Below are 20,821 nucleotides of genomic sequence, written 5' to 3'. Positions count from 1 at the left end.
TCTTTCTTTAAGAAGTAGCTTGTTGGTTCAATTTTGCCAAATCGCGGCGGCGCACCCACCAGGAGATGTTGATACTCACCTCGTAGAGCAGCAGCAGCGGAATGCCCATCAAAGTCATACTCAGCACATCCGGCGGCGACAAGATGGCCGCCACGAAGGCAATTACCACAATGGCGTGCTTGCGGTAGATGCGCATGAGCTCCGGAGACACAATACCCGCCCGTGACAGAAAATACACAATCATGGGCAACTCAAACATGATTCCGCAGGACAACACCAGCGTAACCAGCGTAGAGATGTAAGACGATAAATCGAACTCATTGGCGATACTTGGGTCTACCTGGTACGAGGCCAAAAAGTTGATGGAGAGCGGCGATACAATAAAATACCCAAACAAGGACCCTAGCAGAAACAGGAATGACACGAAGAACACCGCTCCTCTGGAGTTCTCGCGCTCATTGGGGTACAGACCTGGTTTAATGAAGCTCCAGATTTCCCAGAACAGGTACGGGAAGCCCAGCAGCAACCCAATCACGAACGAACTGGTAAGGTGCATGGTGAACTGCGAGGAAAGTTCGCGGCTCTGCAGCGTGAAATCCAGCTTGTTGATGCACAGGCCCGGCGAGCTGATGGCCGCGCCTACCTCGCAGAGTTTCCTGTAAGTGAAAAAATCGGTACGCGATGGACCCAGGATAATGTCATGGAAGACAATCTCCTTGTTGGCCATGGCAATGCCCGTGAACACCACTACAGCCGCGGCCGAACGGATCAAATGCCACCTGAGAATCTCCAGGTGGTCCAAAAAGGTCATTTCATGCTCTTCTCCGCTGTGCGCTGCCACCTCTCCGGAACGTTGTGCCATTGGTATTTTAATGTTTTACAAATAGGCAGGAGTGTTAACCCTCTAAGTTTCGCGGGGTTTATGGGTCGTTTTCCAAGAAACCCCGCGAAAAGTCTTGTGTCTAATGTCTTGCTACCTGTGTCTGATTACTTAGTAACTGAACAACGGGAATTGTTGCATCCAATTGTTGATTTCTTTTCTGGTATCTGCCAGGATGGTCTCGTTGTCATGGTTCATGAGCACGCGGTCAATGTAGTCCACAATGCGGTCCATTTCTTGTTCCTTCAGTCCCCGGGTAGTTACGGCGGCGGAGCCGATTCGGATTCCGGAGGTCACAAAAGGAGATTTATCGTCAAACGGCACCATGTTCTTGTTGATGGTGATGTCGGCCTTGATCAACGTGTTTTCGGCCAGTTTCCCTGTAAGGTCTTTTGAACGAAGGTCAATCAGCATCAGATGGTTATCGGTGCCCGAGGAGATGATTTTGTATCCGCGGTCTACGAACGATTTGGCCAAAACCTGCGCATTGCGCTGTACCTGGGCCGTGTATTCTTTGTAAGAAGGCGATAGCGCCTCAAAGAACGCCACCGCCTTGGCCGCGATCACGTGCTCCAACGGTCCGCCCTGCGTGCCTGGGAATACGCCGCTGTCCAGCAGAGAAGACATCATGCGCAACTCGCCCTTAGGGGTTTTCAGCCCGAATGGGTTCTCGAAGTCTTTCCGCATCATGATCATGCCGCCGCGTGGCCCACGAAGAGTCTTGTGGGTAGTGGTGGTCACGATGTGGCAGTGCTCAAACGGATCGTTCAACAGGCCGGTGGCGATCAGACCTGCCGGGTGTGAGATATCGGCCAGAACCAGCGCACCTACCGCATCGGCGGCCTCGCGCAGGGCTTTGTAGTTCCAGTCGCGGGAATACGCCGAGGCGCCACAGATGATCAGTTTCGGTTTTTCGCGCTCGGCTACTTCCCGTACTTTGGTCCAGTCAATCTCACCGGTCTCCGGCTCCACGCCATAGAAAGACGGTTTATACAGTTTCCCGGAGAAGTTCACCAAAGAACCATGCGTCAAGTGCCCGCCGTGTGATAAATCGAAGCCCAGGATCTTGTCGCCGGGGTTCAGCACCGCCAGCATCACCGCCGCATTGGCCTGCGCGCCGGAGTGCGGCTGCACATTCACCCATTCAGCCCCAAATAGTTGCTTCGCGCGGTCAATAGCCAGCTGCTCAGACTGGTCCACAATCTCGCAGCCACCGTAGTAGCGCTTGGCCGGCAGACCCTCGGCATATTTATTCGTCAGCACACTGCCCATGGCCTCCATCACCTGCTCTGAAACAAAGTTCTCAGAGGCGATGAGTTCTATGCCGTGCAGCTGGCGCTGGTGCTCTTTCTGGATAAGATCAAAGATTTGGGAATCGCGTTGCATTTGAATTCTGTTAGTGGGTGCCCAAAAGTACGGCCATTGTAGCAAATAACCAATGGTTTAGCCCGCCAAGGCGCAAGAGAAAGCCGTCTTTGAGTTTTAGAGCCGTTTTCCGGAAAACAAACAAAAAACCCTCAGGCACTGCCTGAGGGTTTTCTGGGTGAATAGATGATGTACTGCTTATTGTTTGATGAGGCGCTGAGAAAGACGCTCGCCGTCCAGTTCAGTTACCAACAGGTAAATCCCTGATTTCACTTTGGCGCCCATCACCAACTCTGCCTCAGAAGTGCCTTTAGCCACTTTGATTTTCTTCTCCAAAGCAACGTTGCCCTGCTCGGTCATGAGTTTCACGCTCATTTCACCGGCTTTCTCTGCGTTTACCGTCAGCTTCACTTTATCCGTGAACGGGTTTGGAGAAGCCTGCACGGCCGTTGCGTAAGCCTTGTTGTCTACTTTCAGCGTCTGGCTGTAAGTAACAGTGGCGTCTGCATTGGTGCGCTTCAGGCGGTAGTAGTTGGCCGGGCCGGCCGCCGGGGTGAAGTCCTCTGCATGGTACACCGCTACTGCCGCATTGTCGCTGTTCTGTCTCGGGGCATTAGAGATGATGGTTTTGAACTCTTTGCTCTCCGGGCTGGAAGCTCTTTCTACATCATAAGAAGCCGTTGTTCTGCCAGGAGCCATCCACTTCAGCTTCACCGTCTTCGCGTTCCAGTGGGCAGTGAAGTCCATTTCTTCTACTGTAGCAGTTGGCTCTTCTTTTACTGGCTGTGAAGCAACAAAGTCGATGGCTGATGTGCCGTTGTGTAGGTAAAACTCACCTAATTTTGTTAAACCATTCAGCTCTGCGGAGAAATAATTTCCAACTTTATAGAAGCTAGCATTCGTGATTAAAGCAGTAGTTCCGTATTTGGTATTGTTGTCTAAATACGTGCAGTTTTCAGATGAATCTGTAGCACTATAGGTGGTGAATACCAGGTCATCAAAGGTTGTGCTGCTTTGATCTGCGCCTTGGTTATTCAGAAGCTCTGATTGCAGGCCAAAGATTTTTATGCTTACTGGTTTGTCAGTCCTTATTAAAGAATCTGCTTTAACAGACCAGTTTCTAGGAGTTAACTTGATATCTGCCCCATTAGCTCCTTTTACTGCGCGGGTTTGGGCTGAATCTATGGTGAAATTGATGGTTACTTTACCTAAGGCATTTCCGCCGTCATGAATCGCCCCTATCAGTTCATAGTTGTATCTGATTTCCTGCCATTTGTTTTCTCCGTTTGAAATAATAGAAGTAGTTACCTGGCAGTTGTTCAGGTCTCCGGCGGTTTTAGGTGTATAGACTTCTGAGGCGCAGCTGGTGAAATTCCATCCTGAGGTATTTCCTACTCTCTTGGCGTTTGCTCCCGCGAAGAATGTACCTGATCCTACAGCCTTGATATCCGAAAGGAGTAAGTAATCTGTACATAACCTAAAGCAAGTAAAGTTAATAATTGCATTCTCTCCATTTACTGAGGAGTTAATGGAAGTATAAGGCTCTGTACCAGACGTTGATAAAACTTCTATTGTTTGTGTCTTACCTGCTTCTAACGTTAAGTTATTGCCCACTGGCGTGGTGTTAGTAATAGGTAAAGAAAGCTCAATAAATGTATTGCTATCATATATATATGACTCTGGGCCTAATAGAGCAACTGATTTGTAGCTTAAGCCTCCACCTTTAAAAAAATGTGCTCCTGGGCCGTTTAAGATAATTGTTCCTTCTGATGCAGAAAGAATAAGGGAAGAGGATACCTCCCAAGTGTCTAAGTTAGATACTTGGGAAGTGCCTAATTCTAAGGTTCTGTTTTGTTCACCTAAAGATTTGAATGATTGGGCAGACACAGAGAAATTATTAGTCTTAAGTGTTCCTTCTAATAATGTAATGGTGCCTCCGGTTCCGGCTAGTAAGTTGCTTTGCATCATCCAACTTCCCGGACCATTGAAAGAAACCAATGAACCTTTAGGAAATGATTTACTTAGAAGATTGATCGGAGTGTCTTGAGTAGATGATTTGAATTCAATATTAAACGTACCAGTGCTTGAGAAAATAAGATTGCTGTGGGCTTGTAAAGAGCCGAAAACTTGTAAAGCTGCATTGCTTATCTCAAAAGTGGTTGGCCTGATGTTAACCCAGGAGATATTCTTTACTTGTGCCTCTACATCAACTACAACCGTCTGCCCAGAAAACGAGAAGGATTTCAAGTCAAATACCACATTATCATTAGCAGAAGGTAAAGCAGTATGCTTTTCGGTCCCTCCGCTTGAAGTAGCCCAGTGGTTAAGGTCACTCCAGGCTCCGCTTCCTCTATTGTTTGTACCAAAGGGCACCCAATAAAAAGTCTTGGCTGCAGGCGCAGGATCTTCTGGCAAGGAGCCAAATAATGTTCCATATAGCAGAGAGAAATTAGCCAGAGACGTTATAGAGTTATCTGACTTGAAGGTTCTTGGTTTTAGGTAATGCCTTGCCCCAAAGCTAGGAGAAAGCGAGCCATAGACTAAAACGATGCAGAAGGTAAGACATAGAACCCTCCTTAATTGAGTAAAAGTTCTTATCATAATTTTTAAATAAAGGGTTAAGGTGAAATGGTGTTGGCTTATGCATTATGCAGTAAATAGTTCAATCGTGATCGAACCCTTTTTCTTGCACAAATTCTATAATAAATTGCTAAAGGGTGATTTCAGCTGATTATTACTTTTATGCTTTGAATCGGCTTTATTCTCCAATTTAGTTGACCAATAGATATATTACCTTATAATCTCGACTAATATATAGTATAAATATATATAGGCAACATTAAGTTATTAAAAATTTATATTTCATTCAAAAATTTATATCTCTTGTTTGACTTTTCATATGCCCATTGAAGTAGTAATTGGCACCTTTGGCAACGAGGTTAGTTTCATGAAGCCCAAGGTTCAAGCCAAGCCTATGGTTTACTTTTTAGTGTCTGGGAAAAAAAGATAAAGGCCGGTAGTTTATAGCATAAAAAAAGGGAAGCATTAGCTTCCCTTTTTTTATGCTATAATAAAGTCTATTGCTTCACTACTCTAGTGGTAGTAACCTGATTGTTTACTTCAGTAGAAAGGATGTACAGGCCTACGGGCAAAGAAGCTTTGCTCACGGGGATTTCAATAATTGAGGCACCCTTTTCAACTTTGAACGTTTGTTCAAAAGCTTTCTTACCAGTAACATAGTAAAGAACTACATTCAATTCACCTGATTGAGTTGCCTCAATTTCTACATTAAGGTTTTGGCTGCCATTAAATGGATTTGGGTAAACTTTCACAGAATTTAGTTCTGAAGAGTTATTAGCTGTTGCCTTTACTGCAACCACCTTGCTGTACTCAAACTTGCCATTTAAATCTACCTGTTTTAGGCGGTAGTAGGTAATACCTGTTTTAAATGTATTGTCTACATAATTGTATGAGGTCAATGCAGAGCTATTGGTCACCTTGCTATCTACCTGTGCAATAGTTTTAAATTCATCTTTCGGATCTGAGGCTGACTGCACTTCAAAGAAGTCGTTGTCTTTTTCAGAAGCAGTTTGCCAAGTCAAAATAGATCCTTTTGCAGTGGAAGTTGCTTTCAAGTTTACCAACTCTACCGGAAGGGTGCTGGTTTCTAAAACCAAGAAAGAAGACTGAGCAGATCCTCCTGAGTTTGTCACCACCAAGTCGCCTGATTTAGCGCCCGGTGGTACAACGGTAACCAAGCCGGTGGGGTCAGTGTCATCAAATTCAGCTGCTATGCCGCCAAATGTGACAGCGGTGATATCGACCAGGTTGTTGCCGAGAATAGTAACTATAGTGCCTACCGGGCCACTATTAGGATCAACTTTAGTAATGGTCGGTGCAGGTGAGATCACGGTTACAGTAAAATCGTCAGTGCTTTCGGCGTAGTCTGCACCTGCCACCAGTAGTGTCCCGGATGCAGCACCCACCGGAACATCAGTTATGATTTCGGTGCTGCTAACGTATTCGTATACATCAGAGGACACAAATTCGCCGGCCTCGTCTTTGAAGTAAACATAGCCAGTTTTACTAAAGTTGGCTCCCGTAATGGTAACTCTGGTGCCAACCGGACCCGAAACTGGTGAGAAGGAGGTGATAACTGGAGCTTTAAGAATAATAAAATCCTTTGTGCTCACAGATGATCTTTCTGCCGCTCCTCCATTATAAAATATAGTAACTGGGCCTGTTTCAGCATCAGGTGGAACATTAGCGGTTATTACTTTATCAGTGATAGTAATAGATGCATCTACTGAGCTCCCCTTGAATCTTACTCTCACAGTATTTGTAAGATCTGTACCAATTATTTTAATTGTCGCTCCTGCCAAGGCTTCTGCAGGGTCAAAATCTGTTATTGTTGGAGTTCTTAAAACGCCTGAGCCAGCAAGGTTTATGATGTACGGGTTTTCGTCAGCGTCATTGTTAGCAATAGAGATAGACGCTACTTTGCCTAACACAGAGGTTGGCTTGAACACCACCTTGAAAGAGGTGGAACCCCCTGGGACGACCAAGTTGGTTGATGGTTGCTCGGTTATCTCAAACTGGTCAGCGTTTGCTCCCGACAAAGCCAGTGAAGTTGGTAGAGATAGGTTCTGGGTTCCCGTGTTCTGAATGGTGAATGTTACCGGCGCACTGGTAGTGTTGATGTTCTGCTGGTTAACAAAAGTATAGGTGGAGCCACTGGCATGCTGAGTGCTGGTGCCCGAGAAGAGGTTGACCTCAGGGCCTGCAACTCCCGAGCCAGCAAGGTTTATGATGTACGGGTTTTCGTCAGCGTCATTGTTAGCAATAGAGATAGACGCTACTTTGCCTAACACAGAGGTTGGCTTGAACACCACCTTGAAAGAGGTGGAACCCCCTGGGGCGACCAAGTTGGTCGATGGTTGCTCGGTTATCTCAAACTGGTCAGCGTTTGCTCCCGACAAAGCCAGTGAAGTTGGTAGAGATAGGTTCTGGGTTCCCGTGTTCTGAATGGTGAATGTTACCGGCGCACTGGTAGTGTTGATGTTTTGAGGCGCAAAAGTATAGGTTGAGCCACTGGCTTGCTGAGTGCTGGTGCCGGAGAAGAGGTCGATCTCAGGGCCATAATCGGCAAGTAATACCTTGTCTAATAAGACTTGGGAAGCATTAGAAGGAGTTTTGAGATGAAACCTTATGTATTTAGCTGAAATATCTGGCTTAGCTGAAGCTGTGTCTGAGTTTGTGGTGGTATTTAAAACAATTTTAGTTCCGCCGGTGCCAAATGTGCGAAGAACAGGAAGGCTTGCCCAGTCAATGCCATCTTTAGACTGTTGAACCTCAAAAGAACCATCAAAGTCGCCTGACATGCCTGGTTTAAGCTTGTAAGCTATCACGAAAGTTAATTTTCCTGCTCTTTGAGGCGCTGTAGAATAATTGATTGTAAGAGAGCTGCCTTGTGTCGTGAATGCCGCAGATTTTGACAAGCCTGAATTGTATTGTGTTGATACTCCGCCATTAGGAACATAAGTGCCAGTTCCACCTAAGTTGTTGGTATACGTTGATAGGGCAGGGCCGTCAACAGTCCAACCTGTTGGAAGAGCTGAACTCCAGGTAGCATTAGCTGCAGTATTTCCACCATAGGCAGTTGGTAAACTTGTTACCTGCGCCTGGGCTTGTAGCACAGACGCCATTCCGCAGAGCATCAAGACTAAAAATAGCCAAGCCCTGCTTACACTTTTTTCCCCGGAAGCACTTCTTCTGAGTAAATTTTTCTCCATAAACGCTACTTTATAATTGATAAACTTATTTGTATTCCTATTTTAGTTTGCTTTCTCCTGCCCGCCTGTTAGCCTTCTTTGTCTTTTTCTTATTTAAATATTGCTACTTAAAATATAAGTATAAGTACTATGTTGTCTCGCTTGGGGCAGGCGAGCTACGGGTAAAATTACTAGAATGTTTAAGATTGTCTAAATATTCATTATAATTTTTTTGCCATAGGATTCTAGGCAATTTCGGTAAATTGATAAAGCACTATTATGTAAAGTGTGTTTATAGTTAATAGGTAGGGTTTTTGGTAAAATCAAAAAGAAATTGCTGTTTCATTAATTTATAAAAAATATGATAATTGGAAGTATATATTAATGTTTTGAAATATAATGCACGAAATATTCTAAACTACTTTATTTTTATTGGGTAAGGTTGGTCTTGGTTATGTAGGAAAAAAAGTCCTATTTTATCTAAGTTGAACGCACAAAGGTTGCCAAATTCTGTATTCCGGTAGAATACACAGCCGGCATCCAGGTTAATGGCGGGTCTTTTTTTTGCTACCGCTTTTTCAATGGTGGATTGTGGGACGGGAAGGTGACCGTGGAGGAGTCGGCGGCCGCCTAGTTTGGCAAGGGTGGGTTGCATTTGCCCGGTGTTTAGCAGAAGGTGGTTGCTGGTAAGTAGCGGGTTGTTAAGGCTGAAGTCTAAGCCGGCGTGTACCAATACATAGTCATCCAGCACTACCATAAGGGGCAGAGACCTGATAAAGGAGAGGTATTCTGAGTCAATGTCTTTGATTTGGGTTACGCCAAAATTCTCCAGGGTTTTCTGTTTGTCCTCGGGAGTGAGCCAGACAGTGTGTTCTCCCTGGTCAACGGCATCTAACAGAAGTTGGTCATGGTTGCCCCTGATGCAGGTAAGTCTGTAGCCTTGGCGCTGGAGCGAAAAGATATAGTCCAAAACGCCTTTGCTGTCCGGGCCTTTATTGATGTAGTCTCCCAAGAGGTAGAGATGGTCCTGGGGTTGCAACCGGATCACTTCTTCCACCATCTTGCGGAAAGTGACAAGACAACCATGGATATCTGAGATCGCGTACCGGGCCATGAAGCAAAAGTTAGAAAGTGGTTATGCCTACCATCGGCTTTGTCTAGTTAAAGCAGATGGGCTAAAAAGATGAATGAGTAAACGGAAAGTTAAAACTCATGGAAACGGTATTTAGCGCCTGTTTTCCTTGAAACTGCCTGAAAACGGCACAAAAAAGCACCTCCCGTTCAGGAGGTGCTTTTCCTCTTCAAGTGAAGAATACATCAAGATCCGCCGTAGCTGGGTTTGTTGATGTCTGGTTTATGGAGATTGCGGTTAGGATGGGTGATGGCCTCCGGGGCTGGATTGCCGTTTTCATCCAGGAATCTGTCCGCTATTTCTTCGCTACGATCAATCGCGTCTGGGCCACCAGTGGTTTTAGCACCGGCTTTGCTGATGCCTTCACCGGTAGGTTCACCTTTCTGTGACTTTGAGTCGTGACTGGTGTTCTTGCTCTTATATGGCATGAGTTCCTCCTTTTCTATTTAGTTAAACATTCAAAAGCTTTGGGTCGGCATCAGGTGCCGCGGCCTTCGCCGTCGGTCCGCATGTTGTCTTTGGGCGGCTCGTTGCTGTCGGCTTCCTCGTTCACGCTCACGCCGGTTGGTCCGTCTGAGCTGTCAGAGCCATAGCCTTCTTTGCCGTCGCGGTTCCCGAAACCACCGCGTTGTGCCTCGTTCTTAGGCGGATCAGCACCTGGTATGATATGCCCCGCCATCATGTCTTCCATGTTGGTGGCGGTATCATCTATCACCCGTACCGGACGGTCGTGTCCGTTGGGGTGGCCGTTATTGTCAGTAGCCATAGGCGTATGTAGTTAAAGTGTACTAGTTCCCCTTTTTACTGTTTCCACGTGGAAAGGTTGAGAGAATTACCCACCTATCTGTTCGCCGCCGTTCACGTGAATGGTCTGCCCGGTAATGTAAGAGCCGTCTTCTGAGGCCAGGAAAACATACGCCGGCGCTACTTCAGAGGGCTGTCCTAAGCGGCCCATTGGCTGGTCTTTTCCAAAATCCCCTACTTTTTCCAGGGTAGCCGGAATTAGCGGGGTCCAGATAGGGCCGGGAGCCACGGCGTTCACCCTGATGCCTCCTTCAGCCAGGTTTTGGGAGAGCGAACGGGTAAAGGAAGTAATAGCGCCCTTGGTAGAGGCGTAATCCATCAGGTGACTGGAGCCCCGGTAAGAAGTGATAGAGGTGGTGTTGATGATGCTGTCCCCTTCCTTCAGGTGGTTCAAGGCCGCCTGGGCCACATAGATGTAGGCGAAAATATTGGTCTTAAAAGTTTTCTCCAGTTGCTCAGGAGTGATCTCGCGCAGGTCGTTTTTCTCGTGCTGCTCGGCAGCGTTGTTCACCAAAATATTGAGGCCGCCTAGTTCCTGTACCGCACGCTCCACGGCTTGTTTGCAGAAACTCTCGTCACGCAGATCGCCGGGGATGAGCACGCATTTCTGTCCTTCGGCCTCTACCATCTGGCGGGTGTCTTGCGCATCCTTCTCTTCATCAAGGTACACAATGGCCACATCGGCACCCTCACGCGCGAAATGAACGGCCACGGCCCGGCCAATGCCGCTGTCCCCTCCGGTAATCAAGGCTTTTTTGCCCTTCAGTTTCTCACTGCCCTTGTAGTTCTCCCTGATTACAATAGGTTCTTGCTGCATCTGGTGTTCATGACCGGGTTGGTGTTTCTGGTGCTGATCTGGAACTTCCTGCGGATATTCTGTTGCCATTTCTATAGTAGTTTTTGTCTGTTATTGGTTTGATTCATTACTGTTCGGGGCCTTAGCCGGGGAAACAGATTAAGAAATACGAGGAAGTGTCTGGAGTTAGCTACGTTTTACCATCGTTTTCATAAAAAGAGAGTAAAAACACGGAGACGCCGGTAGGCAGGAAATACCAAGGCAGGTAGCTCTTTATCCCCACCGGCAAACGCACCTATGTGGACCGAACAAGACAACCATCTTACCCGCAGCTTCAAGTTCCGCGACTTCAAAGAAGCCTTCGCGTTCATGACCGAGGTGGCCATAGTGGCCGAGGAAATCAACCATCACCCCTGGTGGAGCAACAGTTACAACAAAGTGGAGATCAGGCTTACCACCCATGACGCTGGCAACACCGTCACCAACCGTGACCACGTGCTGGCCCAGCGCATCAGTGCCCTGGCCGAGCGATACGGAGTCTAGTTCCTGATTCGGGAGCGTTTCCCTATAAATAGGCTGAAAGTGCCTATTTTACTCAGAACTCAGGACTCAAGACTCAGAACTCAAATTTCCGTATCTTTGAGCTATGGCCGAACCCGTAGAAGAGACCAGTCTGTATTTAGTGCCCACACCCATCGGGAACCTGGAGGACATCACCCTGCGGGCGATCCGGATTCTGAAAGAGGTGGACGTGGTGCTCGCCGAGGATACCCGCACCAGCGGCAAATTGTTGAACCACCTGGGCATTGACAAGCGCATGCACAGCCACCACCTGCACAACGAGCACAAAGCCGTAGCACACCTGGTGGAACGCCTGAAGAAAGGCGAAAAGATGGCCATGGTCTCCGATGCCGGCACGCCCGGAATCTCGGATCCCGGTTTTCTGCTGGTGCGCGCCTGCGTGCAGGAAGGCATCAAGATAGAGTGTCTGCCCGGTCCTACTGCATTTGTGCCCGCGCTGGTGAAATCAGGCTTCAGCACAGATAGGTTCACGTTTGAGGGTTTTCTGCCTATCAAGAAAGGCCGGCAGACGCGGCTGCAGAGCTTGGCCCAGGAAGAGCGCACCATGATTTTCTACGAGTCGCCGCACCGGGTGCTCAAGACGCTGGAGCAGTTCAAAGAAGTGTTCGGGGCGGAGCGCATGGTCTCGGTGAGTCGCGAAATAAGTAAGATGTTTGAGGAAACCCTCAACGGCACCTTAGATGAGATGGTGCAGACGTTTACAACCAAAGCAATCAAAGGAGAATTTGTCATTGTTGTCCAGGGAAACAAATAATCGTTTTTACCTCCCGCTGTTGGCGTTTCTGAGCGCCTTTCTGCTGTGGTTGGGTTGGCCGGTGAAACCACTGGCCTTTGTCTTGTTTATAGGCTGGGTGCCGTTCCTGCTGCTGGAAAAGGCTATTTCTGAGAAAACGGCCCCTAAACGCGGGCGCACGTTCTTCAAATATGCCTACCTCACGCTGCTGCTCTGGAACATCTTCACCACGTATTGGGTGAGTTACTCCACGCTGGGCGGCGGCATTGCGGCCGTGGTGTTCAACGCGCTGTTCATGATGATGCCCATGATGGCCTTCTTCTGGACCAAGCGCGCAGCCGGACGCACCATAGGGTACCTGAGCTTGCCCATCTACTGGATCGCGTTTGAGCAGTTTCACCTGAACTGGGACCTGAGCTGGCCCTGGCTCACGCTGGGGAACGGCTTTGCTTCGCTGCCCAGTTGGGTGCAGTGGTACGAGTACACCGGTTTCCTGGGCGGCTCGGTCTGGGTGTGGGCGGTGAACCTGGTGGTGTTCTTCGCGCTGACCTCACCGGAGAAGAAGAAAAGCAAATGGCTAGCTCCGGCATTGGCCTTTATTTTACCGCTGCTTCTCTCCTTCTTCATCGGGAGTCAATACCAGGAAAAAGGCGAGTTGGCCGAGGTGGTGGTGGTGCAGCCTAACGTAGACCCGTACAAAGAGAAATTTGAGGGAGGCGAAGGCTACATTCCGTTTGAGCAGCAATTTGCGCGTCTGCTCAAGCTCTCAGAGGAGCAAATCACGCCCAACACCAAATTCGTGCTCTGGCCCGAGACCTCCATCAGCAACGGCATCAACTGGGAAGAAGGCTTCGAGCGGAGCCCGGTGAGTTACGCCCTGCGCGATTTCCTGGCCCGCCATCCTGGTGTGGAACTGGTGTCCGGCATTACCTCGGCTAGACTGTACCCGGATTCCACAAAGAGAAGCAGCACGGCCCGGTTCCATGAGCAGATCGGGTATTACGATGTCTACAACGCAGGGCTCCATTTCAAGCCAACGGGGCAGCATGAGTTCTACCACAAGTCCAAGCTGGTGCCGGGCGTAGAGAAGACCCCCTACCCGGGCGTGTTCAAAGTACTCAAAGCCTTTGCCATTGATTTGGGCGGTATTGCCGGGAACATGGGTACGCAGGAAACCCGGGCTATTTTCCAGCACAGCCAAGACCCCAAGCTGGTGGGGGCGCCGGTGGTTTGCTATGAATCCATCTACGGCGAGTACGTGAGCGAGTACGTGCGTAACGGGGCCAGCGTCATCTTCATCATCACCAACGATGCCTGGTGGAGCGACTCGCCGGGCTACAAACAGCACTTGGCCTACGCCTCTTTGCGGGCCATTGAAACCAGACGGGCCGTGGCGCGTTCAGCCAATACGGGTATCTCGGGGTTCATAGATCAGAAAGGCGAGCTGCTGCAGAAATCGGGGTGGTGGGTGCCGGCGGCGCTGCGTGGCCAGATCAGGTTCAACCAGGAGCAGACGTTCTATACCCGCCACGGCGAGCTCATCGGACACGGCACACAATGGCTCGCGCTGGGTCTGGTGGTGTTGGCCATCGTCCTTGGGTTTACCCGCCGGGCACCTAAAAACGTAATCAACACGCATTCCGCGCAGCGGACCCATACCTAAAATTATGAAAGACATATCCGCTCTCCGCGATCAGGTAGTACAACTCACCAAAGAAGTAGGCAAGTTCATTTTGCACGAGGCCGCCAACTTCGATATCTCCAACCTGGAGCACAAGGGCTTGAACAATCTGGTCTCGTACGTAGATAAGGAGGCCGAGGAGCGCCTGGTGGCTGGTCTGGAAAAACTCCTGCCCGAGGCTGGCTTCATCACCGAGGAGGAAACCAAAATGGAGAAAGGCGAGGAGTTCAACTGGATCATTGATCCGCTGGACGGCACCACCAACTTCATTCACGGCTTGCCGGTGTACTCGGTGAGCATCGCGCTTATGCAAAAAGACGAGCTGGTGATTGGCGTGGTTTATGACATCACCCGCGATGAATGCTATCACGCCGTGAAAGGCGGCGGGGCCTTCTGCAACGACCGCAAGATTTCCGTGTCCGGTGCTCCTTCCCTGGCAGATTCCCTCATTGCCACTGGTTTCCCCTACTACAGCTTTGACCTCATGCAGAAATACCTGCAGGTGATGGGCTCTTTCATGCAGGGCTGCCACGGCGTGCGCCGATTGGGTTCTGCCGCGCTGGACCTGGCTTACGTGGCCTGCGGCAAGTTTGAAGGCTACTTTGAGTTCAACATCAACTCCTACGACGTAGCAGGCGGTGCCCTTTTGGTGCAGGAAGCCGGCGGGCAGGTCACCGATTTCAGGGGCGGCAAGAACTACGTCTTCGGGCGCGAGATCTGCGTGAGCAACAACCCCAAGGTGCAGCAGGAAATGCTTCAGCTCATTGAGCCGTTCTGGAAAGAGTAGCTTGTCGCGTTTACGGGCTGTTTCTGAAGAATCGGTCGTAAAATGGCACAGGTAGTTTCAACCGTGAAACCGGTAATTCCCAGCTAATCTTTAAACTATTTCTACCTTTGCCGGCGTTACCCACATGTTATGGTACAGGAAATCATCATCGTCTTAATCTTTCTGCTGGCGGCAGGCTATCTGCTCCGGATGGGCTACAAGAGCTTTTTCTCCAAAGAGGCTGGTTGCGCCAAAGGCTGCGGCGGCGCTTGCTCCACCATTGACCTGGCCAAGATCCAGCGGGAAATAGAAGCTAAAAAGGCCTTCAAGTAAAAATCTTGTTCTTACCGATATCCATAGAAAGCCGTTCCAGCAGGAGCGGCTTTCTGCTTTTATGGCTTTCTGTTTAGGGTCTATTTTTCTGAAAACAATGCCAAAACAGGTTTCCAGGGCAAAGTGCCCCAAAGGGAAAAATGGCCTTCAGGTGCCTCTAATATCATTTATTTTGAATATTGCTGGCAACCAGACCGGATTTTTACGTATAGTCCAGAAACCACCAATTGATACGGAAAACATCTAAAGATATCAGGTTATGCAAGACAAAGAACAATTAACCAGCCAAGTGAAAGTAGAGGCGAAGCTCAACCAGGAGGGCTTCACAGAAGACTTCAGAGTGACTGAAGACAACCGCCTCGTAAACCTGAAAGGCGATAAAAGCTATGGCGTGGAAGAAGTGAGGATTGTGGATTTCTATCGTTTTGAAGGCGACACTGACCCAGATGATATGGCCATTCTCTATGCCCTTGAGTGCACAGACGGCACCAAAGGAACCATCTCCAACTCCTACGGCCCTTACGCCGACCAAAACGTGGATGCTTTCCTGAGACAGGTAGAAGACCTGGGCAAGAAGATAGACAAAAAGTAGGCATTACTTTTTACCCCAAAGCAAAACGGCCGGAGACTATTCTCCGGCCGTTTTGCTTTGGTTCTGGTTTCCGTCGTCAGAAGGTTCCGGGTCTTTGGGTGTTACCTTCAGTTCCACCGGATGGTCTATCGGCGAGGCCGGTTCCTTCATCTCAATAGACAGGTCTTTGCCGCCTTTCACCCCGAAGTTGAGCGTGGTGATTGGGAACGGAATCTCTATTTTATGCTGGTCAAAGGCCTTTTTGATCTTGATGATGGCCTCGCTCTTAGCGTACACAAAATCTGTCTGGCGTTTGTAGGTGATCCAGTAGCGCACCAGAAAGTTGATGCTGCTTCCCCCAAACTCCTCGTACACCACCTCCACTTCTTTGCTGTCAATCATGTTCCTGATACCCACCATGGCGTCTTTCACCACCTGCTGTACCCGTTCCAGGTCCTCGGCGTAGGAAACACCCACCTTCAGGTCAATCCGGCGGATGCCGTAGTGCGAGAAATTGGTGAGCGCCGACTCAAACACCTTGCGGTTAGGCACCTTCACCAACTCGCCGGTCTGCCGCCTGATATCCACGGTACGCAGGTTGATCCGCTCAATGGTCCCGAAGTGGTCATTGGTGTCTATCACGTCGCCTACCACAAACGGTTTCCTGAACGCGATAATCACCCCCGAGATGAAGTTGGCGGCAATGTCCTGAAACGCGAAACCCAAGGCCAAACCAATGATACCGGCACCGGCCAGCAAGGTGGTCACCGTCTTGTCCAGCTTCAGGATGCTCAGGGTAAAGAAGATGCCCAGGGTAAGCGTACTCACGTACACGGTAGTGCCCACCAGGTTGTTGAGGGCGCTGCTGTGGGTAAACCGGATGAGCAGTTTGTCTGAGGTCCTTCTTAAAAGCCGGGCGGCAATAAAGGTAAGCACCAGCACCAGCATGGCCAGGAACAGGTTGGGCAGCATGAGCACTATCTGCCTCAGCCAAATCTCCAGCTTGCGCCAAAGGAGTTGAAATGCTTCGTTGATTTCAGTCACGGGGATGATAATTGAATAACCTTGAAACTCTGCCCAGAGCCAAGCCTTGGGGCTAAATTCCTCATACGGAATATAAGGCAATCCAGCTAAAGAAAGCAAGAAGGGTTTCTAGCCCCAGACTTTGGTACCCTCAGAGCAGTTGCGGCACATCTCTATCTGGCTTCGGCCTTGGAGCAGCGAACCCCTGAACTTGCGGTAACCATCGCTTTTCCAGAGCTGTCTAAAACTCTGTTGCTGCAGGTTGCCTAGTCTGTAATGGGCGTCTTTGTCAAAGCAGCAGGGTACCACCAGCCCATCCCAGGTGATGACGCAGGAGTGCCACATCTTCCAGCAGCCGTCAATGAGCTTGTTTTTGAGCGTGTAGGTGCCGTTGGGCTGCTCTTGGTAGCGCGAATAATAGTCTATGGTAGGAATAAGCGGCGAGCCCTGGGCATAGTCATAAATCTGCGCGGTCTTGAACCAGACATCGTCCACGCCCAGTTCTTTGGCCAGCTGTTTGGCGTCTTCAATCTGGTGCTCATTGGGGCGCACCACCAGAAACTGGAAAATGAGGTACGGGGTCTTTGATTTGAGCTCGCGCTTGTATTTCACCAGCCGTTTGGTACCCTCCAGCACCTTGTCCAGCTTGCCGCCCACCCGGTACTGTTTGTAGACCTCCTGCGTGGTGCCGTCCAGAGAGATGATGAGGCGGTCCAGGCCAGATTCCACGGTTTTGCGGGCATTTTCCTCGGTGAGGTAATGGGCGTTGGTGGAAGTGGCGGTGTAAAGACCCTTGGCGGAGGCGTATTTCACTAAGTCCAGGAATGATGGGTGCAGGTAGGGCTCGCCCTGAAAATAGAACAGCAAGTACAAGAGCCGGTTGTGCAACTGGTCAATGGTCTGCTTGAAGAGTTCGTTGGAGAGCATGCCCGTAGGACGGGTAAAAGACCGCAATCCGCTGGGGCACTCGGGGCACCGCAGGTTGCAGGAGGTGGTTGGCTCAAAAGAGATGCTCACCGGGTCTCCCCAGTGGCGGGGTTTTTTGGTGAGGCGGGCCAAAGCGTAGCTGCTCACCACCTGCAGCGCGTTCCAGAAACGGCGCGGGGTAAGCTTAGACGCTAAATTCAATCCATCCTGAAACGTGCCTCGGGTCAAATGCTTGGGTGCTTATAAAACAGGTGCCACCTTCTGCGGATAGCACCTGTTTCTGTTTTAAACCTGTTTAGGCAAAAGTAGGCAAAAAAGGCGAGGCTGTGTGCTGTAGCGGTGGCCAGTTTCCTTTGTTATACTGAGACCTTTATCTTGAAAGATGCCCGAAAGTTTGGGTTAATCTATGCCCTACTTCTTGGCGGTCTTCCGGTATTGGTCCACGGCGGCGGCAATGTCACGGGCACCTTCAGCGTGGCCGGGACGGCGGGCGTTGGTGCTGATGAGGGTGCCGTCTGGGGCAATCATGAAATAACCGGGGAAGGATTTCACGTCATAGTCCTTCAGGATTTTGGCCGAAAGGTCTGGCGCGTACAAATGGATGCCCGGCAGTTTCTTCTGCGCGATGCCCGTCTTCCAAGCGTTGAAGTCTTCGCCCACCGATACCTGCAGCAAGACAATGTCTTTGTCGGCTAACTGCTGGGCAAAGTATTTGTAGGCTTGCTGGTCTACGTTGCAGATGCCACAGTGTGTGCGCCAGAAGCCCAGGTACACAATCTTGTCTTTGAAGCTGCTCAGGGAAACGCTGTCGCCGGTAGAAGAAAGCAGGGTGAACGCCGGGGCGGGGCTGCCCAGTCCTACTCTTCTGAACTGCTTGTATTGCGCGTGCACAAACGAGATGAAGTTTTGGTCCTTGGCCTCTTTCTGGAAATCGGAGTACATGGCATCAGCGTCTGGCACGTACCCGAACCTGAAAGCCTGAGAAAGGATGCGGGCCATCATCATGTCACGGGCGGTGCCCTGCAGTTCCTGCTTCACCAAACCGTACATGACTGGGTAGTAGTCGCGCTCCAGGTTGGCCGGTTTCTGCTCCAGGGCGCGGTATTGGAAATAGTTGTTCAGGAAATCGAGGTAAGCCTGGTTTCTCATGGCGCCAGGGGCGTTAAGGTTTACCTTCTTCAGAAAGTCATAGTAATTAGGTGAAAGCTGGGGCGGCAGATCACCCACGCGTTTGCGCACATCCACGTAGGTGAGGCGGTCATTGGCGTAGCCAAATTCAATCTGCGCCCGTGCGTAGCCTTTGAATGCCTCAGAGACTTTAGCGGTTTTCAGGAATTTCTCCAGGAATTTGATCTGGTCCTCGCGGCGCTCCTCCAGAAAAAGCAGGAACTCCTTTTCACGCTTGTGGATGTTGTCTGGCAGCACCTGGTAGTCTTCCTCCTCCTCAAACTTACGCTCAAACTCCAGCAGAAAATTGTTCTCGTCAAAACCCTGCCCCTTGAATTTCACCGTAGAGATAAAATCCTCCGCATCGGCGCGCACCTCCAGGTTATCGCCAGGCTGCAGGAACAGCATGATGGACTCGGGACCGTGCACCAGTTCAGCCAGCATGGGCTCATTAACCGGGGCCGTGAGGGTGAACTCGCCGTTCTTGGACAAAGCCACCGTGTGCGACTCACCGGAGTAGGAGGCCGGAACGGTGTAAAGCTCCAGCAGTACGCTGTCACTTACCGGCTCATTTATTTTACCGGTGATGGTTACCGTGCCTTGAGAAGCGTGAGCGGAAATAGTGCTAAAGCAGAGCACCAGGCCCAGCACTAAAGAAGTCAATAATCTGTGAGGGGTGAAAGACATCTTGAAAATCAATAAAGAAGATACAATCTTTGATTCAGTAATGGTTTTCTAACGCCACCGGAAATAAAAATAGTTCAAAGGATTGGCTTATCCAAATAAACCACTGAAGACTTCCTCCAGCCTGCTGGCCGCGTGAATTCTGATGTTAAACCGGCTCAGGTCCACCCCTTTCTTGTTGTATTTGGAAATATAGATGTCCTGAAAACCCAATTTCTCAGCCTCTGAGATGCGCTGTTCAATGCGGTGCACGGCGCGCACCTCACCGCCTAAACCCACCTCAGCGGCAAAGCAAGTGGTGTGCGGAATAGCCACATCTTCAAAAGAAGAAAGAAGAGCGGCGCAAATGGCTAAGTCCAAAGCGGGGTCCTCCACTTTCAAACCACCAGCGATGTTCAGAAAGACGTCCTGCATGCCTAGTTTGAAGCCCCCGCGCTTCTCCAGCACGGCTAGCAGCATGTTCAGGCGCTTGGCATCGTAGCCGGTGGTACTGCGTTGGGGCGTGCCGTAGGTAGCCGGCGTCACCAGGCTCTGCACCTCAATCAAGAGCGGCCGGTTGCCTTCCATGGTGCCCCCAATGGTGATGCCGCTGAACGCCTCCTCTCGCTGCGAGATCAGGATCTCAGAGGGGTTGCTCACTTCCCGTAAGCCCGTGCCCAGCATCTCATAGATGCCCAGTTCAGACGTGCTCCCGAAGCGGTTTTTGGTGGTGCGCAGGATGCGGTAGGTCATGTGGCGGTCGCCCTCAAACTGCAGCACGGTGTCCACCATGTGCTCCAGGATCTTGGGCCCGGCCAGGTTGCCCTCTTTGGTGATGTGCCCGATCAGAAACACCGGCGTGCCGCTTTCCTTCGCAAATTTGAGCAGCTCGGCGGTACATTCCCGCACCTGGGCCACGCTGCCCGCGCCGCTCTCAATAAAAGACGAGTGCAGCGTCTGGATGGAGTCAATGATCAGGACATCGGGTTGGAGCTGTTCTATCTGCTTGAAGATGTTCTGGGTGCCGGTCTCTGTGAGGATGAAGCAGTTGGGATGTTTGGTGCCCAGGCGCTCGGCGCGCATCTTGATCTGCTGCTCACTTTCCTCGCCGGAGATATAGAGCACGCGCTGGCTGCGCAGGCTCAACGCGATCTGCAGCATGAGCGTGGATTTTCCTATGCCGGGCTCGCCCCCGATGAGGACCATAGAGCCGGGCACAATGCCGCCGCCCAGCACGCGGTTCAGCTCAGCGTCATCGGTGATGACGCGGGCCTGCTCAGAATAGGTAATCTCCCCAATGGGCTTGGGTTTGCTGGCCACCTGCTGGCTGCTGGTGCCCACTTTCCAGGCGGAGGTGGGCGTCACATCCTCGCGGGCCACTACTTCCTCTACGTAGGTGTTCCACTCGCCGCAGGCCGGGCAGCGGCCTATCCATTTAGCCGACTGCGCGCCGCAGCTCTGGCAGAAATATGCTGTTTTGATCTTAGCCATAAAATTGATTTTCCGCGCCGCGAAAACGGCGAAGGTAAGGAATTGCGGTAGATTAACCGGATACAGAGATAACAACTTCTATCCTATAAATACTCCGTTTTGGGCCGCATTTTCCAAAAATAAACCAAAAACACCA

18 protein-coding genes are annotated in these 20,821 nt (G+C 50.2%); 6 read left to right on the top strand and 12 right to left on the bottom strand.

The window, feature by feature from the left end:
* Window positions 1–7: 7 nt before the first annotated feature.
* The 8 genes from tatC to J3P34_RS16605 all read right to left on the bottom strand — a co-directional run bounded on the left by tatC (window position 8) and on the right by J3P34_RS16605 (window position 10,838).
* Window positions 8–862, bottom strand: a complete 855-nt coding sequence (gene tatC, locus J3P34_RS16640) for a twin-arginine translocase subunit TatC (protein ID WP_246849905.1) — start codon at window positions 860–862, stop codon at window positions 8–10.
* 129 nt (window positions 863–991) lie between these two features.
* On the bottom strand, window positions 992–2,266 hold the full coding sequence (locus tag J3P34_RS16635; protein WP_210489770.1) for a serine hydroxymethyltransferase: 1,275 nt from the start codon (window positions 2,264–2,266) through the stop codon (window positions 992–994).
* Window positions 2,267–2,443: 177 nt separating this feature from the next.
* A complete protein-coding gene (locus J3P34_RS16630; protein WP_210489769.1) occupies window positions 2,444–4,846 on the bottom strand; it encodes a T9SS type A sorting domain-containing protein in 2,403 nt (800 codons plus the stop codon).
* Window positions 4,847–5,322: 476 nt separating this feature from the next.
* Entirely contained in the window at window positions 5,323–8,037 is a 2,715-nt protein-coding gene (locus J3P34_RS16625; RefSeq protein ID WP_210489768.1) for a choice-of-anchor D domain-containing protein, read from the bottom strand.
* A gap of 397 nt (window positions 8,038–8,434) precedes the next feature.
* Window positions 8,435–9,130, bottom strand: coding sequence for a metallophosphoesterase family protein (locus J3P34_RS16620; protein ID WP_210489767.1), 696 nt, complete (start codon window positions 9,128–9,130; stop codon window positions 8,435–8,437).
* 203 nt (window positions 9,131–9,333) lie between these two features.
* On the bottom strand, window positions 9,334–9,576 hold the full coding sequence (locus tag J3P34_RS16615; RefSeq protein ID WP_210489766.1) for a hypothetical protein: 243 nt from the start codon (window positions 9,574–9,576) through the stop codon (window positions 9,334–9,336).
* Window positions 9,577–9,626: 50 nt separating this feature from the next.
* Window positions 9,627–9,914 (bottom strand): hypothetical protein, encoded by a 288-nt coding sequence (locus tag J3P34_RS16610; RefSeq protein WP_210489765.1) that lies wholly within the window; start codon window positions 9,912–9,914, stop codon window positions 9,627–9,629.
* Between the two features lie 66 nt (window positions 9,915–9,980).
* Window positions 9,981–10,838, bottom strand: coding sequence for an SDR family oxidoreductase (locus J3P34_RS16605; protein ID WP_210489764.1), 858 nt, complete (start codon window positions 10,836–10,838; stop codon window positions 9,981–9,983).
* A 207-nt stretch (window positions 10,839–11,045) separates the two neighbouring features.
* Between J3P34_RS16605 and J3P34_RS16600 the strand changes: the two genes are divergently transcribed.
* The 6 genes from J3P34_RS16600 to J3P34_RS16575 all read left to right on the top strand — a co-directional run bounded on the left by J3P34_RS16600 (window position 11,046) and on the right by J3P34_RS16575 (window position 15,435).
* Window positions 11,046–11,291: a 4a-hydroxytetrahydrobiopterin dehydratase gene (locus J3P34_RS16600; RefSeq protein ID WP_210489762.1), complete on the top strand. Its 246-nt coding sequence runs from the start codon at window positions 11,046–11,048 to the stop codon at window positions 11,289–11,291.
* A gap of 103 nt (window positions 11,292–11,394) precedes the next feature.
* Window positions 11,395–12,084, top strand: a complete 690-nt coding sequence (rsmI, locus tag J3P34_RS16595; RefSeq protein WP_210489761.1) for a 16S rRNA (cytidine(1402)-2'-O)-methyltransferase — start codon at window positions 11,395–11,397, stop codon at window positions 12,082–12,084.
* A 19-nt stretch (window positions 12,085–12,103) separates the two neighbouring features.
* Window positions 12,104–13,726: an apolipoprotein N-acyltransferase gene (lnt, locus tag J3P34_RS16590; RefSeq protein ID WP_246853758.1), complete on the top strand. Its 1,623-nt coding sequence runs from the start codon at window positions 12,104–12,106 to the stop codon at window positions 13,724–13,726.
* Window positions 13,727–13,730: 4 nt separating this feature from the next.
* Window positions 13,731–14,531, top strand: coding sequence for an inositol monophosphatase family protein (locus tag J3P34_RS16585; protein WP_210489759.1), 801 nt, complete (start codon window positions 13,731–13,733; stop codon window positions 14,529–14,531).
* A gap of 129 nt (window positions 14,532–14,660) precedes the next feature.
* Entirely contained in the window at window positions 14,661–14,843 is a 183-nt protein-coding gene (locus J3P34_RS16580; protein ID WP_210489758.1) for a FeoB-associated Cys-rich membrane protein, read from the top strand.
* Window positions 14,844–15,102: 259 nt separating this feature from the next.
* Complete coding sequence (locus J3P34_RS16575) at window positions 15,103–15,435, top strand: hypothetical protein (RefSeq protein ID WP_210462483.1); 333 nt, start codon at window positions 15,103–15,105, stop codon at window positions 15,433–15,435.
* A gap of 36 nt (window positions 15,436–15,471) precedes the next feature.
* Here the strand turns inward: J3P34_RS16575 and J3P34_RS16570 are convergent, their stop codons facing one another.
* The 4 genes from J3P34_RS16570 to radA all read right to left on the bottom strand — a co-directional run bounded on the left by J3P34_RS16570 (window position 15,472) and on the right by radA (window position 20,685).
* A complete protein-coding gene (locus tag J3P34_RS16570; protein WP_210462482.1) occupies window positions 15,472–16,458 on the bottom strand; it encodes a mechanosensitive ion channel family protein in 987 nt (328 codons plus the stop codon).
* 108 nt (window positions 16,459–16,566) lie between these two features.
* Complete coding sequence (locus tag J3P34_RS16565) at window positions 16,567–17,592, bottom strand: SPASM domain-containing protein (protein ID WP_210489757.1); 1,026 nt, start codon at window positions 17,590–17,592, stop codon at window positions 16,567–16,569.
* A gap of 183 nt (window positions 17,593–17,775) precedes the next feature.
* Complete coding sequence (locus tag J3P34_RS16560) at window positions 17,776–19,218, bottom strand: TlpA disulfide reductase family protein (RefSeq protein ID WP_210489756.1); 1,443 nt, start codon at window positions 19,216–19,218, stop codon at window positions 17,776–17,778.
* A gap of 87 nt (window positions 19,219–19,305) precedes the next feature.
* Window positions 19,306–20,685 (bottom strand): DNA repair protein RadA, encoded by a 1,380-nt coding sequence (gene radA / locus J3P34_RS16555; protein WP_210489755.1) that lies wholly within the window; start codon window positions 20,683–20,685, stop codon window positions 19,306–19,308.
* Window positions 20,686–20,821: the final 136 nt, after the last annotated feature.

It is taken from the genome of Rufibacter aurantiacus (assembly GCF_017916345.1).
GTDB classification, from domain to species: Bacteria; Bacteroidota; Bacteroidia; order Cytophagales; family Hymenobacteraceae; genus Nibribacter; species Nibribacter roseolus.
This window is presented reverse-complemented; position numbering and strand designations above follow the sequence as displayed.

Excerpts from the sequence above, each read along its gene's own strand:
- tatC (WP_246849905.1), bottom strand. The coding sequence starts at position 862 with ATGGCACAACGTTCCGGAGAGGTGGCAGCGCACAGCGGAGAAGAGCAT.
- J3P34_RS16635 (WP_210489770.1), bottom strand. The coding sequence starts at position 2,266 with ATGCAACGCGATTCCCAAATCTTTGATCTTATCCAGAAAGAGCACCAG.
- J3P34_RS16630 (WP_210489769.1), bottom strand. The coding sequence starts at position 4,846 with ATGATAAGAACTTTTACTCAATTAAGGAGGGTTCTATGTCTTACCTTC.
- J3P34_RS16625 (WP_210489768.1), bottom strand. The coding sequence starts at position 8,037 with ATGGAGAAAAATTTACTCAGAAGAAGTGCTTCCGGGGAAAAAAGTGTA.
- J3P34_RS16620 (WP_210489767.1), bottom strand. The coding sequence starts at position 9,130 with ATGGCCCGGTACGCGATCTCAGATATCCATGGTTGTCTTGTCACTTTC.
- J3P34_RS16615 (WP_210489766.1), bottom strand. The coding sequence starts at position 9,576 with ATGCCATATAAGAGCAAGAACACCAGTCACGACTCAAAGTCACAGAAA.
- J3P34_RS16610 (WP_210489765.1), bottom strand. The coding sequence starts at position 9,914 with ATGGCTACTGACAATAACGGCCACCCCAACGGACACGACCGTCCGGTA.
- J3P34_RS16605 (WP_210489764.1), bottom strand. The coding sequence starts at position 10,838 with ATGGCAACAGAATATCCGCAGGAAGTTCCAGATCAGCACCAGAAACAC.
- J3P34_RS16600 (WP_210489762.1), top strand. The coding sequence starts at position 11,046 with ATGTGGACCGAACAAGACAACCATCTTACCCGCAGCTTCAAGTTCCGC.
- rsmI (WP_210489761.1), top strand. The coding sequence starts at position 11,395 with ATGGCCGAACCCGTAGAAGAGACCAGTCTGTATTTAGTGCCCACACCC.
- J3P34_RS16585 (WP_210489759.1), top strand. The coding sequence starts at position 13,731 with ATGAAAGACATATCCGCTCTCCGCGATCAGGTAGTACAACTCACCAAA.
- J3P34_RS16580 (WP_210489758.1), top strand. The coding sequence starts at position 14,661 with ATGGTACAGGAAATCATCATCGTCTTAATCTTTCTGCTGGCGGCAGGC.
- J3P34_RS16575 (WP_210462483.1), top strand. The coding sequence starts at position 15,103 with ATGCAAGACAAAGAACAATTAACCAGCCAAGTGAAAGTAGAGGCGAAG.
- J3P34_RS16560 (WP_210489756.1), bottom strand. The coding sequence starts at position 19,218 with ATGTCTTTCACCCCTCACAGATTATTGACTTCTTTAGTGCTGGGCCTG.
- radA (WP_210489755.1), bottom strand. The coding sequence starts at position 20,685 with ATGGCTAAGATCAAAACAGCATATTTCTGCCAGAGCTGCGGCGCGCAG.